The following is a 14520-nucleotide window of genomic DNA, read 5'->3' on the forward strand; positions in this document are numbered from 1 at the left end:
GCGCCGCTCCCCCATGCCGACGTTCGACTACCAGACCGCTTTTCATATCGCTCCCGTCGGCCTGGTCATTTCGCGCCAGCGCATCATCGAGGACTGCAATCGACAGCTTGGCAAGATCTTCGGCTACGAGCCCGAGGCCCTGATCGGTCAGTCGTTCCAGGTACTGTATCCGTCCCCCAAGGAGTTCGAGCGCATTGGCGAGCGCATTCCGCCGATCATGAGCGCGCAGGGCGTCTATGCTGACGAGCGCATCATGCGCCGGGCCAGCGGCGAACTGTTCTGGTGCCACGTGACGGGTCGCTCGCTCGACGTGAAAGACCCCCACGCCGCCGGCCTCTGGACCTTTGAGGACATGTCGGCCACTCGTCGCGTCGCCGTGGCACTGACCGCGCGCGAGCGCGAAATCGCGGCGCAACTCGTGCAGGGCAAGACGAGCAAGCAGATCGGCAAGGTTCTCGACATCAGCCCGCGTACCGTCGACATCTACCGCGCGCGCCTGATGCAGAAGTACGGCGCCGGCACGGCGACCGAACTCGTTCAGCGACTCCTCGGCAACTGAGGAACGCCAGGGGGCAGGCAGCGCCCCCTTCCCGCTTCACCGAAACAAGCCTCACGCCATCAACGCGCGCACCGCCTCCGGCAGCGGCACCGACTTTTCCGCTTTGTAGTTGACCCAAACGATCTTCGCACCGCCCTCGGCGACGAGGACATCCGGCGTATCGGCGCGGCGCAGCTCAAAACGTGTATCGACGCTGCTTCGGCCCAGCGCGCCTACCGACATGCGGCAATCGATATCGCCGGGATAGCGCAACTGACGCAAGAACGTCATGTTCGCGTTGATGATCACCGGCCCCTCGCCCGTCGAGCTTTCTTCCGACGCGATGTCGAGCGACTCCAGCCACGAGATACGGACCTGCTCCATGTAGCGGAAGTAGACGGTGTTATTCACATGCCCGAAGGCATCCATATCGCCCCAGCGAATGGGCATGCTCATCCGAAAGACTTCTTTGTATTCTGACGACACTGCAAATTCCCCATATTGAAAATCGACGCCCTGCCACGTAGTGACAGGACACCATGGGGAGAAAGTGTAGCGCGTCGGAGCGTTTGGTGTGCGCCAACCCTCGGCGAGTGGCGACGAGCGGCAGCCTTTTCAGAATCGCGTGAGACCAGCGCCACAGACATTTCCGACGCGAGCCGGCACAACTACTTGCGCGCGCCGGCGTCGTGCGTCTTGGCGATCGTTGCCTCGTCTCTCACGGCGGCCTCGGCCTTGTCGACCAGATCGCGCCCGACCAGCACTTTCCATTTCGCATAGACGGGACGCGTTGCGTCGACAAAGCGCTGGCGTTGTTCCGGCGTGAGTCGCGTGACCTTCACGCCGCGCGCTGCCAGATCGTCCCACGCGGCATTCTCGCCGCGCATCGCGTCTTCTCTTGCGAGCGTCACTTCGAATCGCGCCGCCTCGATCGCTGCGTCGCGAACGATGTCGCGATCCTGCGGCGACCAGCTATCCCAGACCTGTCGGTTGACGGAGAACACGATGGGATCGGCGACGTAATCCCACACCGTGATGAAGCGCTGTCCCAACGTATCGAGCCGCACATTGTTGAAGACCGTGATCGGATTTTCCTGGCCGTCGATCTTGCGTGCGCGCAGCGCGCGCACCGCATCGTTCCACGTCATCTGAGTCGGCACGGCGCCCAATGCCGTGAAGATGTCGTTGAACAGCAATGACCCGACAACACGGAAACGCAGGCCGCGCATATCCTCTGGCGCACGGATCGAACGGCGAGAGTTGCTCAGTTGCCGAAAGCCATTCTCGCCCCACGCCAGCGGTACAACGCCCTGCTCTTCCACGCGGCGAAACAGCTCGCGCCCGACGTCGCCCTGCGTCAGGGCGTCGAGAGAACGACAGCCACGCAGCAGGAATGGCAGGGAGAAAACGTTGAATTCGGGTATCGCTGACGACCAGTTGATCGTCGAGCCGACCGCCATGTCGATCACGCCCTGACGCAATGCGGAGAATTCCCGCGTCTGGTCGCCACCCACGAGCGAGGCGCCTGTGTGCAGTCGAATGTTGATGCGCCCACGCGTACGCTCGCGCACCATGTCCGCCCAAAGTTGCGTGCCTTTGCCCCAGGGCGTGCCGGCATCGGGCATGATCGACAGCGAGTATTCGGCCTTGTAGGGCTGCGCGGCCACCGGCAGCGCAATTGCGGCGAGGGCGAGCGCGACGCCGACGAGCGCACGCCAGCCTTGATTCAACATGTTGTCCTCAAGATGTTTCGGGATCCGACGTCAGCACGACGTCCTTCACGACCCCATTAGCACCCGAGAATTATGCGCTTGTCGCCGCTACGCTGACTGCCTCGGACAATCCCGGATTGCCGCATTGCAGCGAGCCTGCCCAATTCGCCAAATCGCCGTGGCACAAGGCCTGACGAGGCTCAGCCGACCGCCAGACCATCGTCGATCGTCATGATCGACCCGTTGATAAACCTGGAATCGTCTGAGGCAAGAAGCAGAATCAGCCCGTCCAGATCGCTCGGTTCCCCGACGCGTTGGCGGGGCAGCATCTGAACGAGCTTGCGACCGGCGTCGGTCTGCCAATGCTCGTGGTTGATCTCGGTGTCGATATAGCCCGGACACAGCGCATTGACATTGATGTTGTAACGTCCCCATTCGAGTGCCATCGCACGGGTCATGTGGATGACCGCCGCCTTGCTCACGCAGTACACGCCGAGCATGGAAATCGCGCGCTGCCCAGCCACCGACGCCACATTGATGATCCGGTGCTGGCGCTGCGGGTCGCCCTTTGCCCGCCGAATCATGCGTTTGGCGACTTCCTGCGCCACGAAAAAGGTGCCGCGCGTGTTGGTGTTCAGGACGTAGTCGTAGTCCTGGGGCGTAACGTCGACCAGACGCTGCTGGGTCGACACACCGGAGTTGTTGATCAGAATATCAATGGCCCCCGCCTCGGTCTCGGCATGGGCCACCCCGGCGCGAATGCTGTCGTAGTCGGTCACATCGAGAGGAACGACGTGCGCCGCACCGCCTTGCGCCTCGATCTCCGCCCTCAATTCCTTGAGCCGCTCGACACGCCGGCTGGCCAGCACGACCTTTGCCCCGGCCTGGGCCAGCACCTTGGCAAACTGCATGCCAAGTCCGCTCGAGGCCCCCGTCACCATCGCCACTTTCCCTTCGAGATTCAGCGAACGCCCCATCGTCTTCTCCCTCGCGCCTGGACACCCATTGAACAACGGCGACGCCGCATGGCGTGCCGCTAGAGTTGCTTACCTACCATACCGAACGATCGTGCTATTAATATGCGGTTGCGAGGTGCCCCCCATTCCCGGAAAATGGCCGCACCCACGAATTCTAACGTTTATAACAGGAGCATCAATGGATCCCAAGCTGCTTGAGCAGTACGGCCCGAGGGAGTCGATGGAGTATGACGTCGTCGTTGTTGGCGGCGGTCCGGCCGGCCTGTCCACGGCAATCCGTTTGAAGCAGCGCGCGCAGGAGGCGGGGAAGGAGATTTCCGTATGTGTCCTGGAAAAAGGCTCGGAAATCGGGGCGCACATCCTGTCTGGCGCGGTCATGGATCCGCAAGCGCTGACCGAACTCATCCCCGACTGGAAAGCCCTTGGTGCACCGCTCGACACCCCGGTCGTTGAAGATCGCTTCCTGTTCCTGAACGAGACCGGCGCGACCCCCACGCCGTCGTGGCTGCTGCCCGCCTGCTTCCAGAATCACGGCAACTATGTCATCAGCCTGGGCAATGTCGTGCGCTGGCTCGGACAACAAGCCGAAGCGCTGGGCGTTGAAATCTTCCCGGGCTTCCCGGCCGCCGAGATCCTGTACGACGAGAACGGCGCGGTCATGGGCGTGGCGACCGGCAACATGGGCGTCGGCAAGGACGGCGAACCGACCGAGAACTTCCAACTGGGCATGGAACTGCACGCCAAGTACACGATCTTCTCGGAAGGCGCACGGGGCAGCCTGGGTCGCCAATTGATGCGCAAGTTCAATCTCGACGAAGGCCGCGATCCGCAGGCCTACGGCCTGGGCATCAAGGAACTGTGGGAAATCGACCCGGCCAAGCACAAGGAAGGTCTCGTCATCCACACGGCCGGCTGGCCGCTCAACGCGCAAACCTACGGCGGCTCGTTCCTCTACCACCTGCCGAATCATCAGGTGGCGGTCGGTTTCATCGTTGGGCTCGACTACGGCAATCCGTACCTGTCGCCGTTCGAGGAGTTCCAGCGTTACAAGACCCATCCGTCGATTCGTCACTTCCTCGAAGGGGGCAAGCGCATTTCATACGGTGCACGTGCCATTACAGCGGGCGGTCTGCTGGCCCTGCCGAAGCTCGTTTTCAAGGGCGGTGCGCTGGTTGGGTGCGAAGCGGGCTTCCTCAATGTCAGCCGGATCAAGGGCAGCCACGCCGCTATCAAGAGCGGCATGATGGCAGCCGATGCCGCCTTCGACGCGCTGGTGGCCGAGCGCCAGCGTGACGAACTCAGCGCCTACCCGGCCGCGTTCGAGCAATCGTGGCTGCACGAAGAGCTGAACAAGGCGCGCAACTTCAAGCAGTGGTTCAAGAAGGGCCTGACCGTGGCCACGATCATGACCGGCATTGAGCAAAAGCTGCTCGGCGGCAAGATGCCATGGACGATTCACCGCAAGAAGGCCGATCATGAGTGCCTGCTGCCGGCCGCGCAATGTCAGCCGATCGCCTACCCCAAGCCGGATGGGAAGCTCACGTTCGATCGTCTGTCGTCGGTCTTCATCTCGAACACCAACCACGAGGAGAACCAACCGGCGCATCTCACGCTCAAGGATCCCAGCGTGCCGGTTGGCATCAATCTGTCCGAATACGCGGGGCCTGAGCAACGCTATTGCCCGGCAGGTGTGTATGAGTTCGTGAAGAACGAGGACGAGTCCGAGCGGTTGCAAATCAACGCGCAGAACTGCGTGCATTGCAAGACTTGCGACATCAAGGACCCGACGCAGAATATCGTGTGGGTTACGCCGGAAGGGGGGGGCGGGCCGAACTACCCGAATATGTAATGCGGTATCGCCGCCGGTTCGCCCGGCGGCCTTCACTCCGGCTGACGACGCCTGGCGTTCGCCTTGCGCCTCGTCAGTCCGGCACGCGCGCCGCGATAACCGGCGTGTTCACGTGCACGTCGCCACACTGCGCGCGGTGACGCAACGCGTGATCGATCAACACGAGCGCGAGCAGCGCTTCGGCAATCGGCGTCGCGCGAATTCCCACGCAAGGGTCATGCCGCCCGAACGTTTCCACCGTCGATGCGTGACCGGCAACGTCGATCGAGCGACGCGGTGTACGAATGCTCGACGTGGGCTTGATCGCGATCGACACGTCGATATCCTGACCGGTCGAAATGCCGCCCAGAATGCCACCGGCGTTGTTCCCGACGAAGCCCTCCGGCGTCAATTCGTCGCCGTGCTCCGACCCCTTTTGCGTGACGCTGCGGAAACCCGCACCGATCTCCACGCCCTTGACGGCATTCAGGCCCATCATCGCGTGGGCGATATCGGCATCCAGGCGATCGAACAGCGGCTCTCCAAGACCCACCGGAACGCCGGTCGCCACAACGCGCAGCTTCGCCCCGACCGAATCGCCCGCCTTGCGAAGGTCATCCATATACGCTTCCAGTTGCGGGACGACTTCCGCGTTGGCGGCGAAGAACGGATTCTGCGACACCTGCGACCAATCCGTCTGTGCGATCTCGATGTCGCCGAGTTGCGTCATGCATCCGTACACCTGCACGCCAAATTTTTCGGCCAGCCACTTCTTGGCGACGGCGCCGGCGGCAACGACGGGCGCCGTGAGACGTGCGGACGAGCGTCCGCCACCGCGGTAATCGCGCACGCCGTACTTTTGCAGATAGGTGTAATCGGCATGTCCGGGGCGGAACGTCTGGACGATGTTGCCGTAGTCTTTGCTGCGTTGATCGGTATTGCGGATCAGCAGTGCGATGGGCGTCCCCGTCGTCACGCCCTCGAACACGCCAGAGAGAATCTCGACGGCGTCCGGTTCGTTGCGCTGCGTAACGTGGCGCGACGTGCCAGGACGGCGGCGATCCAGCTCCCCCTGGATGTCGGCTTCCGTGAGCGCCATTCCCGGCGGACAGCCATCGATCACGCAGCCAATGGCCGGGCCATGCGATTCGCCGAAAGTGGTGACGGTAAACAGAGTTCCAAGCGTATTGCCAGACATACGGGGATCGGGTTCGGGGAGGACGGGAAGGCCCTATTATGCCAGCGATCCCGCCACACCGCGCCGCCCTGTGCGACGGTCGAGGGCGCTAAACGACCGGCCGGCGGCATTTTGGGCGCTTTTGGGGCGTGGCATCGGAGACTTCCGAGCCACGGCCGCGATTCATGAGGAGACGCCCCCTCACACCGGCCAGGGGCCGCGCAGCTTGAGCACCTTGTCCCGCAGGGTTTCCGGCGTCGCCTGCGCAGGCGACACCGGCGCCCCGATGACAAGCTCGAGCCGGTTCAGAATGCCACGCTTGAACGGCCGTGACATTGCCGCGCCACCATGTCGCGAAAAGAAACTTCCCCACAGCCCGCGCAGCGCCATCGGCACGACCGGCACGGGCGTACGCTCGACAATGTGCTGTACCCCCTGACGGAAGACCTGCAGCTCGCCGGATGCCGTGAGCTTACCCTCAGGAAAGAGGCAAACGACGTCGCCCGCCGCCAGCGCGACTGCGATCTGCCGGTAGGCGCACTCGAGCGCGACTGCATCTTCGTGCGCCGGGGCAATGGGAATGGCGCCGACCGTACGAAAGAACCACGACAGCACCGGGATGCGGAAAATACGGTGGTCCATCACAAAGCGAACCGGACGCCGGATCGACGCCCCGATCACCACGGCATCGGCAAAGCTGACGTGATTGCAGACCAGCAGGCATGGCCCGTCGTCCGGAATCTGATCCGCCCCTTTGACGTCGATGCGATAGAGGGTGTGCAACAGCAGCCACATCGCGAAGCGAATCAGGAATTCCGGGAGTCGCAGGTATAGATAGACAGCCACCAGCGCGTTGAGAATGCCGGTGACGAGATACAACTGGTCGATGGTGAACCCGGCCTTCGTGAGCGCCATCGCCATGAGGGCCGACACGACCATGAACAACGCGTTGAGGATATTGTTCGCTGCGATGATGCGTGCGCGATGCGACGGCGCGCTACGGCTTTGAATCAGCGCGTACAACGGCACGCTGTAGAAGCCCCCGAACATCGCCAGCAGGAACAGGTCCACCAGCACGCGCCAATGGGCCGGTTGCGAAGCGAACTGCGCCACCGTCTGCAAGGCCGCGCCGTGAGCGCCGCCCCGACTCGCAAAATAAAGATCGACCGCGAATACCGTCATGCCGATCGAGCCGAACGGCACGAGTCCGATTTCCACCTTGCCGCCCGAAAGCCGCTCGCACAACAGCGACCCAATCCCGATGCCCAGGGAGAACATGGCCAGCAGCAGCGTGACGACACCCGGACCGGCGCCGAGCACGTCATGTGCGAAGTTGAAAAACGACGCGAGAAAGGTCGCCCCGAGAAACCAAAGCCACGAGATACCGAGCAGACTCTGGAAGACCGCACGGTCCGTACGCGCGATGCACAGATTTCTCCACGTCTCGGTCAACGGATTCCAATTGATGCGCAGATCCGGCTGCGCCGCGGGCGTTTGCGGCACCCACGTCGACACCAGCCGGCCCAACAAGGCCAGTCCGAGGCAAACGCCGCCGATCCACGGCAGCGAGCCCGCCCCGGCGCCAGCCAGTTCGCCGCCGACAATCGTGCCGATCAGGATGGCCACGAACGTGCCCATTTCGACCAGACCGTTCCCCCCCACCAGTTCGCGCGTGGCCAGGTGCTGAGGCAGATAGGCGTACTTGACCGGCCCAAAGAGTGTGGAGTGGAGTCCCATCAGGAAGGTGCACACGAACAGCAGCGGCGCGCTTGCCCAGAGGAAGCCGGCCGCGCCGAGCGCCATGATCGCGATCTCCAGCGACTTGACGAAACGGATCAGGCGCGCCTTGTCCCACTTATCGGCAATTTGCCCGCTGGTCGCGGAAAACAACAGGAACGGCGCGATGAAGATGGCCGAGATGAGGAACGCCGCCGTCTTGCCGTCGACGTTCTGAAAAAGCGATGCGTGATAGGTGACGAGCGACGTGAATGCGATTTTGAACACGTTGTCGTTCATCGCACCCAGAAACTGGGTCCAGAAGAACGGCGCAAAGCGCCGCTCTTTCAACAGTCGTGATTGGTGGCCCTCGCCGCGTGCCCCGCGCTGGCTGGCCTCACTCACTTGGTGTTTTCCGCTTCCTCGGCCGGCCAATCGCGAATGTAGGCCTTGAGCATGCGATTTTCAAAGGATTGCTCCTCGACGACGGCACGCGCCACATCGTAGAAGGAAATCACGCCCATGAGCGTGCGATTGTCCATGACGGGCAAATAACGGGCGTGACGCTCAAGCATCATGCGCCGGACTTCGTCGACATCCGTCTCCGGCGTGCAGGTGAGCGGATGGTCGTCCATGACTTTGCGAATTGTGGAACTGCCAACCGTACCGCCGTTCTTGCTGATCGTATTGATGATTTCGCGGAACGTGAGCATGCCCACGAGATCGCCGAACTCCATCACGACGAGCGAACCAATGTCATGCTCCGCCATCGTGTCGACGGCCTGGGCCAGCAACGTCTCCGGGGTCACGGTGAAAAGGGTGTTGCCCTTTACTTTCAGGATGTCAGACACACGCATGGCACACACTCCTCGTTGAGATGCTCGGGCAACCGCGGCAGGACGATGCCACCGGACGCATTTGCCAGACTTCGGCGTTCGAGACGGATCGCCGGCGCGCGCGCCGCTGTCCCCTCGTTATTGTGATTAGATCATGTTCGAAAGATGCTATCGGAAAGCGTCTGAAAAGGAAAGGAACAAGACGCGCCAATGTCCGTGCGACGAGGGTTTTCGGCCGATTCCGGGGATCGATCGGGCATCGCCGCACCTCAGACATCGGACAGCACCGGCATTTTGCCAATGGGGGCGGCAGCGCCTGTCGAGATGCATGGCGGTGGTGCTAGGATTGCCGCATACGTGATGTCCGCATCACACGCCAGCGCCAAGTCGCCGTCAAGTCAACGTCAAGCCAACCGAGAGGCCCTCTCCGACATGTCAGTCCCGCACTTCGACACGCTTGCCCTGCACGCCGGGGCCGCCCCCGACCCCGCCACCGGGGCTCGCGCCACGCCGATCTACCAGACCACGTCGTTTGTCTTCTCCGATGCCGACCAGGCAGCCGCGCTTTTCAACATGGAACGCGCCGGCCATGTCTATTCGCGCATTTCCAACCCGACCAATGCCGTCTTCGAAGAGCGCATGGCCGCACTGGAAAACGGCGTCGGCGCCATTTCCACGGCAAGCGGCCAGGCCGCGCTGCACCTGGCCATCGCAACCCTGATGGGCGCGGGTTCGCACATCGTGGCGTCCAGCGCGCTGTACGGCGGTTCGCACAATCTGCTGCATTACACACTGCGCCGCTTCGGCATCGAGACCACCTTCGTGCGCCCTGGCGACCTGAACGGCTGGCGCGCCGCCGTGCGCCCCGAGACCCGGCTGTTCTTTGGCGAAACGCTTGGCAATCCGGGGCTCGACGTCCTCGACATCGCCCAAGTCGCGGAGATCGCTCATGACGCGGACGTGCCCCTGATGGTCGACAGCACGTTCACCACACCGTGGCTCATTCAGCCGTTCGATCATGGCGCCGATATCGTCTATCACTCGGCTACCAAGTTCCTCGGAGGGCATGGCACGACCATCGGCGGCATTCTGATCGACGGGGGCACGTTCGACTTCGAGCGAAGCGGCAAATTTCCCGAACTGACCGAGCCGTACGACGGCTTCCACGGCATGGTCTTCGCCGAGGAGAGCTCGGTCGCGCCATTCCTGTTGCGCGCGCGACGCGAGGGCTTGCGCGACTTTGGCGCATGCCTGCATCCGCAGGCGGCATGGCAACTGCTGCAAGGTCTCGAAACGCTGCCACTTCGCATGGCGCGGCACGTCGACAACGCACGTCGGGTGGTGGCGTTCCTGGCGGGGCACGAGGCGGTGGCAAGCGTCGCCTATCCGGAACTGGCGTCGCATCCCGACTACGCACTGGCCAAGCGACTGCTCCCGCGCGGCGCGGGTGCCGTCTTCAGCTTCAATCTGAAGGGCGACCGGGAGGCCGGGCGCCGTTTCATCGAATCGCTGCAGCTCTTCTCGCATCTGGCCAATGTCGGCGACGCACGCTCCCTGGTCATTCACCCTGCCTCCACCACGCATTTCCGCATGGACGCCGCGGCGCTCGCGGCGGCGGGTATCGGAGAGGGCACCGTACGCCTGTCGATCGGCCTGGAAGACCCTGACGACCTGATCCAGGATCTCAAACGCGGCCTGAAGGCGGCAGTCAAATCCACGGCCAAGGGACAAGCACGATGAAGTTCGACATCCGCGGCAACAACGTCTACGCCTATACCGCCGGCAAATCGATGGATCCCGCGCTACCGACGGTCGTCTTCCTGCATGGCGCACAGCACGATCACAGCGTGTGGGGGTTACAGAGCCGGTACCTCGCCCATCACGGCATGAACGTACTCGCGCTCGATTTGCCCGGACATCACCGCAGCACGGGCGCCCCATTGACGACCATTGAAGCGATGGCCGATCGCGTGGTCGCCGTGCTCGATGCCGCCGGCATCGGAAAAGCGACCTGGGTCGGGCACAGCATGGGGTCGCTGATTGCGCTGGACGCCGCCGCCCGCCACCCCGATCGGGTGTCCCGTATCGCCCTGGTGGGCACCGCTTACCCGATGAAAGTCTCCGATGTCCTCCTCGAGGCCGCCGCCGAACGTGAGCCGGAGGCCATCGCCCTCGTCAACGCCTGGTCGCACAGCACGATCGCCGCCAAGCCATCGGCGCCCGGCCCCGGTTTCTGGACATGGGGCGTCAATCAACGCTTGATGGAGCGCGTGGCGCAACGCAATCCCGCCAAGGTGTTTCTTACCGACTTCGAGGCGTGCAATCGCTACGATCGAGGGATGGCGGCGGCTGCGCAGGTTCGATGTCCGGTGCTCGCCGTGTTGGGGCAACGCGATCAGATGACGCCGCCCCGCGCAGCGCAAGCCCTGCTCGATGCGTTGCGCGACGCCGGTGCCCCCGTTTCGGTCAAGGTCGTCAATGCCGGCCACGCGATCATGACGGAACAGCCGGACGCGCTGCTCGATGCGCTTGTGCAATTCATGCGAGACTGAACGCATCAACTTCCCAATGCAGGAGGTTTGCCATGACACCTGGGCACGATGAGTCGCCGGCGTTTCACCGGTTTGCGGACTTCTACCCCTTCTATCTCGGTGAGCACCGCAACGCCGTCTGCCGCCGTCTGCATTTCGTCGGCTCATGGGGCGTGATCGCCTTTCTGGCAGCGCTTGCCCTGACAGGCAACCCGTGGTGGCTGCTCGCGGCAGTCGTCTGTGGTTACGCGTTCGCGTGGGTCGGCCATTTCTTTTTCGAGAAGAACCGGCCCGCCACCTTCCGCCATCCGATCTACAGCCTGATGGGCGACTGGGTCATGTTTCGGGATATCTGTCTCGGCCGTATCAAGCTCTAGCGCCTGCTTCGGGCTCGTGACCCTTGTGATCCACGTCAAGACACGACGCGTCGCCACCGCCGTCGTCCGGAGTGACATCGCGCGGTAGCGCGTCGGCCAGGGGCACGTCCCATTTTCCTTCGCGCAGAATGTCGGCAACATGCGCGCCATCGAGCGCGTGACGCTCCATTTGACGCGCCAGCTCGTCGACGTTGAGGGCCAGCTGCGCGACCAGTGGCGCCAGGGTCGTCGTACGCGGGTTCGCGAGCAGCAGCCAACGCTCCACCGGTGGCTGCATCGTCAACCGTCCGACCCATCCCATGCGCTCAAGCCGAGCGAGCAGGTCACCGGCATGATCGAGGCTCGTGCGCATCGTACCCGCCAGTTGCGCCATCGTGCGACCGCTACCGCCGGCTTCGCGGTCCAGATTGAGCAAGTGGATCAGCGTCAGGCCGTCCAGCAGATCGCTCCCCGGAAAGCGGGGGTATTGGAAATGCCCGAGGCGCAGCGCGGGCAGGACCGACGTGATCGTCGCGCCGATCAGCGCCACCAGCCACGACAGGTAGATCCAGAGCAAGAAGATCGGCACCGCCGCGAATGCGCCATACACGGCCGTGTAGGTCGGAAACTGCCGGATGTACATGCCGAAGCCCCGCTTGGTCAGGTCGAACGCCAGCGCCGCCACGACACCGCCAACCAGCGCGTCGCGCCAGTCCACCTTGCAATTCGGCATGTAGAGATACATCAGCATGAACACCACGCTGGTCAGCGCCGGCGGAATCAGGCTGAGCAACGAGGTGACAACGGGCGGCAGCGTGCTCACCAGCGACATCGATTGCGTGAAGACGTACGAACTGATCGACAGACTCACTCCGATCAACAGCGGCCCAAGCGTGAGCAGACTCCAATAAATCAGCAGACGCTGTGCGATCGGTCGCGGACGTCGCACACGCCAGATCACGTTGAACGCCGACTCGATCGTCATTAACGTGAGCACGGCCGTCACCAGCAAGCCGATCAAACCGAACGCCGTCAGGCCTTTCGCCTTCGATGCGAATTGGTTCAGGTAATTGAAAATCTGGGCATTGACGCTCTCGGGCATCAGGTGCTCGATCAGGAAGCCCTGCAAGGCGTCGCGAAACGTATTGAAAATCGGAAAGGCGGTGAACAGCGCGAATGTCACCGCGAACAGCGGCACGATCGACAGGATCGAGGTAAACGTCAGGCTCGCCGCCACTTGCGGAATCCGGTCGTCCTGCGCCCGCGCAAGCGCGTATCTCAGCAGTTGGCGAACGTTGTTCCAGTTGATGCGGGGCAGTCTGAGCAAATCGGGCTCCTAAGGGGAAGGGCTGGCGCGGCTGGCAACCGTTCATCCCACGCGATCCGTTACGGGGCCTCGCGGTTAAGCGGTTAAGCCGTTACGCCAATAGGAACGCCCTATAATACCCGCACTTTTCCGTTCCTTTTCTGTTCCTTCTCCACCCGGCTTTCACCCAAGGCCCAAGGCTCGGGCAGGTTTTCCGCATTACGTCTGACGCAGGCGTTCCCGACAACCGGGGCGACCTGCAACGACACAACGCGCAGCCAGACCGCTTGATCTCGCTACCTCGAGTCGACGCCCCGACATCGATCTGCCCGCCACCACCGACCCGCCGATTCGACTTCATGACTGAAATCCTCGTCCTGTACTACAGCCGCCACGGCACCACGGCACAACTCGCCCAATGCATCGCAGCCGGCATCGACAGCGTGCCCGGCGCGCAAGCGCGCGTGCGCACCGTCCCCGCCGTTTCCACGGTATGTGAAGCGAGCGCACCGGACATTCCCGACAGCGGCCCGCCCTACGTCGAATTGCGCGATCTGGAAGAATGCGCGGGACTCGCGCTTGGGTCGCCGACCCGCTTCGGCAACATGGCGTCCGCGCTGAAATACTTTCTCGACGGCACCACGCCGCAGTGGCTCTCGGGCGCCCTGGCCGGGAAACCGGGCTGCGTGTTCACGTCGAGCGCCAGCCTGCATGGCGGCCAGGAAAGCACGCTGCTGTCGATGATGATCCCGTTGCTGCACCATGGCATGTTGCTGATGGGGCTGCCCTATACCGAACCCGCGCTCTCCAGCACACGCACCGGCGGCTCGCCCTACGGCGCCACCCACTTCGCGCATGACGGCAATCCGCTCTCGGCCGACGAACGTCAGTTGGCGTCGGCGCTCGGCGCACGACTCGCCCGCGCCTCGCGCAAGCTGGCAGAATGAGGGTTTGCGCCGCGCCACACGCCGCCCCCGGCGCGTGGCGATGGGCGCTCCCGCAGTAACGCCGGCCATCACGACAAGCCCATGACTGCTACACCGCCCGACATGCCCCAAAACACCGATGCCCGGCGTGCGCCCGCGCAGCCCCCACGCACGCCACCGCCGATGCCCGCCGCCTCCGGCGGGGCTCGCGGGCTGCGCCTGATCAGTGTGACGAGCCTGCTGGCGTTGATTGCACTGTCGCTCGCCTGGGAGTTATGGCTCGCGCCGCTGCGTCCCGGTGGCTCGTGGCTGGTCCTCAAGGCGTTGCTGTTGCTGCTGCCGCTGCGCGGCGTGCTGCGCGGCAACCTGTATACGCTGCAGTGGTCCAGCATGTTCATCCTGCTGTTTCTTGCCGAAGGCGTCGTGCGCGGCATGACGGACACGGGGGCATCGGCCTCGCTCGCGTGGATCGAGACGGCGCTGTCCGTCGTCTTCTTCTTCTCGACGATCTTTTATCTGCGGCCCTTCAAGCGAGCCGCGAAAGCCCGTGCCGCAGCCGCGCGTTAGCGCCTGCCCTCGAGACTCAGCGTTACCCAACCTTGGATCGCGCAAATCGT

Annotated in this window: 14 protein-coding genes; 7 read left to right on the forward strand and 7 right to left on the reverse strand. The window is 63.4% G+C overall.

What is annotated here, in order from left to right:
* Positions 1 to 13 precede the first annotated feature (13 nt).
* Complete coding sequence (locus BGP02_RS03555) at positions 14 to 559, forward strand: PAS and helix-turn-helix domain-containing protein (RefSeq protein WP_017233314.1); 546 nt, start codon at positions 14 to 16, stop codon at positions 557 to 559.
* A gap of 51 nt (positions 560 to 610) precedes the next feature.
* Here BGP02_RS03555 and BGP02_RS03560 read toward each other — a convergent pair whose 3' ends face one another.
* The 3 genes from BGP02_RS03560 to BGP02_RS03570 all read right to left on the reverse strand — a co-directional run bounded on the left by BGP02_RS03560 (position 611) and on the right by BGP02_RS03570 (position 3227).
* A complete protein-coding gene (locus BGP02_RS03560; protein WP_255349099.1) occupies positions 611 to 1024 on the reverse strand; it encodes an acyl-CoA thioesterase in 414 nt (137 codons plus the stop codon).
* Positions 1025 to 1206: 182 nt separating this feature from the next.
* Positions 1207 to 2271 (reverse strand): TRAP transporter substrate-binding protein DctP, encoded by a 1065-nt coding sequence (gene dctP / locus BGP02_RS03565; protein WP_017233312.1) that lies wholly within the window; start codon positions 2269 to 2271, stop codon positions 1207 to 1209.
* 179 nt (positions 2272 to 2450) lie between these two features.
* Positions 2451 to 3227, reverse strand: coding sequence for an SDR family oxidoreductase (locus BGP02_RS03570; protein ID WP_130026272.1), 777 nt, complete (start codon positions 3225 to 3227; stop codon positions 2451 to 2453).
* 178 nt (positions 3228 to 3405) lie between these two features.
* Between BGP02_RS03570 and BGP02_RS03575 the strand changes: the two genes are divergently transcribed.
* Positions 3406 to 5076, forward strand: coding sequence for an electron transfer flavoprotein-ubiquinone oxidoreductase (locus BGP02_RS03575; RefSeq protein WP_017233310.1), 1671 nt, complete (start codon positions 3406 to 3408; stop codon positions 5074 to 5076).
* Between the two features lie 73 nt (positions 5077 to 5149).
* On the opposite strand, the gene aroC is transcribed toward BGP02_RS03575, so the two are convergent.
* The 3 genes from aroC to BGP02_RS03590 form a co-directional block, all read right to left on the reverse strand.
* On the reverse strand, positions 5150 to 6253 hold the full coding sequence (gene aroC / locus BGP02_RS03580; protein ID WP_286797782.1) for a chorismate synthase: 1104 nt from the start codon (positions 6251 to 6253) through the stop codon (positions 5150 to 5152).
* 180 nt (positions 6254 to 6433) lie between these two features.
* Positions 6434 to 8353 (reverse strand): MFS transporter, encoded by a 1920-nt coding sequence (locus tag BGP02_RS03585; protein WP_286797784.1) that lies wholly within the window; start codon positions 8351 to 8353, stop codon positions 6434 to 6436.
* Positions 8350 to 8805 (reverse strand): CBS domain-containing protein, encoded by a 456-nt coding sequence (locus BGP02_RS03590; protein ID WP_017233307.1) that lies wholly within the window; start codon positions 8803 to 8805, stop codon positions 8350 to 8352. The genes BGP02_RS03585 and BGP02_RS03590 overlap by 4 nt, the downstream gene beginning before the upstream one ends.
* A gap of 411 nt (positions 8806 to 9216) precedes the next feature.
* Between BGP02_RS03590 and BGP02_RS03595 the strand changes: the two genes are divergently transcribed.
* From BGP02_RS03595 to BGP02_RS03605, 3 genes are read left to right on the forward strand one after another with little or no spacing between them, the layout of a single operon-like run.
* Positions 9217 to 10524, forward strand: coding sequence for an O-acetylhomoserine aminocarboxypropyltransferase (locus tag BGP02_RS03595; protein WP_017233306.1), 1308 nt, complete (start codon positions 9217 to 9219; stop codon positions 10522 to 10524).
* Positions 10521 to 11336: an alpha/beta fold hydrolase gene (locus BGP02_RS03600; RefSeq protein WP_017233305.1), complete on the forward strand. Its 816-nt coding sequence runs from the start codon at positions 10521 to 10523 to the stop codon at positions 11334 to 11336. The genes BGP02_RS03595 and BGP02_RS03600 overlap by 4 nt, the downstream gene beginning before the upstream one ends.
* A 32-nt stretch (positions 11337 to 11368) precedes the next feature.
* Complete coding sequence (locus BGP02_RS03605) at positions 11369 to 11692, forward strand: Mpo1-like protein (RefSeq protein ID WP_017233304.1); 324 nt, start codon at positions 11369 to 11371, stop codon at positions 11690 to 11692.
* Here the strand turns inward: BGP02_RS03605 and BGP02_RS03610 are convergent.
* Positions 11682 to 12998 carry a YihY family inner membrane protein gene (locus tag BGP02_RS03610; protein ID WP_017233303.1) on the reverse strand — a complete coding sequence of 439 codons (1317 nt, stop codon included), beginning with the start codon at positions 12996 to 12998 and terminating at the stop codon, positions 11682 to 11684. The genes BGP02_RS03605 and BGP02_RS03610 overlap by 11 nt on opposite strands.
* Before the next feature lie 338 nt (positions 12999 to 13336).
* Between BGP02_RS03610 and wrbA the strand changes: the two genes are divergently transcribed.
* Both wrbA and BGP02_RS03620 read left to right on the forward strand, forming a co-directional pair.
* On the forward strand, positions 13337 to 13924 hold the full coding sequence (wrbA, locus tag BGP02_RS03615; RefSeq protein ID WP_286797788.1) for an NAD(P)H:quinone oxidoreductase: 588 nt from the start codon (positions 13337 to 13339) through the stop codon (positions 13922 to 13924).
* 162 nt (positions 13925 to 14086) lie between these two features.
* A complete protein-coding gene (locus BGP02_RS03620; RefSeq protein ID WP_150564575.1) occupies positions 14087 to 14470 on the forward strand; it encodes a DUF2069 domain-containing protein in 384 nt (127 codons plus the stop codon).
* The last annotated feature ends 50 nt before the right edge of the window (positions 14471 to 14520 follow it).

This window comes from Pandoraea sp. 64-18 (assembly GCF_001899225.1).
Classification (GTDB): domain Bacteria; phylum Pseudomonadota; class Gammaproteobacteria; order Burkholderiales; family Burkholderiaceae; genus Pandoraea; species Pandoraea cepalis.

Bases quoted from the DNA above. Each gene is read 5' to 3' on its own strand.
- BGP02_RS03555 (WP_017233314.1), top strand. From the start codon at position 14: ATGCCGACGTTCGACTACCAGACCGCTTTTCATATCGCTCCCGTCGGC.
- dctP (WP_017233312.1), bottom strand. From the start codon at position 2,271: ATGTTGAATCAAGGCTGGCGTGCGCTCGTCGGCGTCGCGCTCGCCCTC.
- BGP02_RS03570 (WP_130026272.1), bottom strand. From the start codon at position 3,227: ATGGGGCGTTCGCTGAATCTCGAAGGGAAAGTGGCGATGGTGACGGGG.
- BGP02_RS03575 (WP_017233310.1), top strand. From the start codon at position 3,406: ATGGATCCCAAGCTGCTTGAGCAGTACGGCCCGAGGGAGTCGATGGAG.
- aroC (WP_286797782.1), bottom strand. From the start codon at position 6,253: ATGTCTGGCAATACGCTTGGAACTCTGTTTACCGTCACCACTTTCGGC.
- BGP02_RS03590 (WP_017233307.1), bottom strand. From the start codon at position 8,805: ATGCGTGTGTCTGACATCCTGAAAGTAAAGGGCAACACCCTTTTCACC.
- BGP02_RS03595 (WP_017233306.1), top strand. From the start codon at position 9,217: ATGTCAGTCCCGCACTTCGACACGCTTGCCCTGCACGCCGGGGCCGCC.
- BGP02_RS03600 (WP_017233305.1), top strand. From the start codon at position 10,521: ATGAAGTTCGACATCCGCGGCAACAACGTCTACGCCTATACCGCCGGC.
- BGP02_RS03605 (WP_017233304.1), top strand. From the start codon at position 11,369: ATGACACCTGGGCACGATGAGTCGCCGGCGTTTCACCGGTTTGCGGAC.
- wrbA (WP_286797788.1), top strand. From the start codon at position 13,337: ATGACTGAAATCCTCGTCCTGTACTACAGCCGCCACGGCACCACGGCA.
- BGP02_RS03620 (WP_150564575.1), top strand. From the start codon at position 14,087: ATGCCCGCCGCCTCCGGCGGGGCTCGCGGGCTGCGCCTGATCAGTGTG.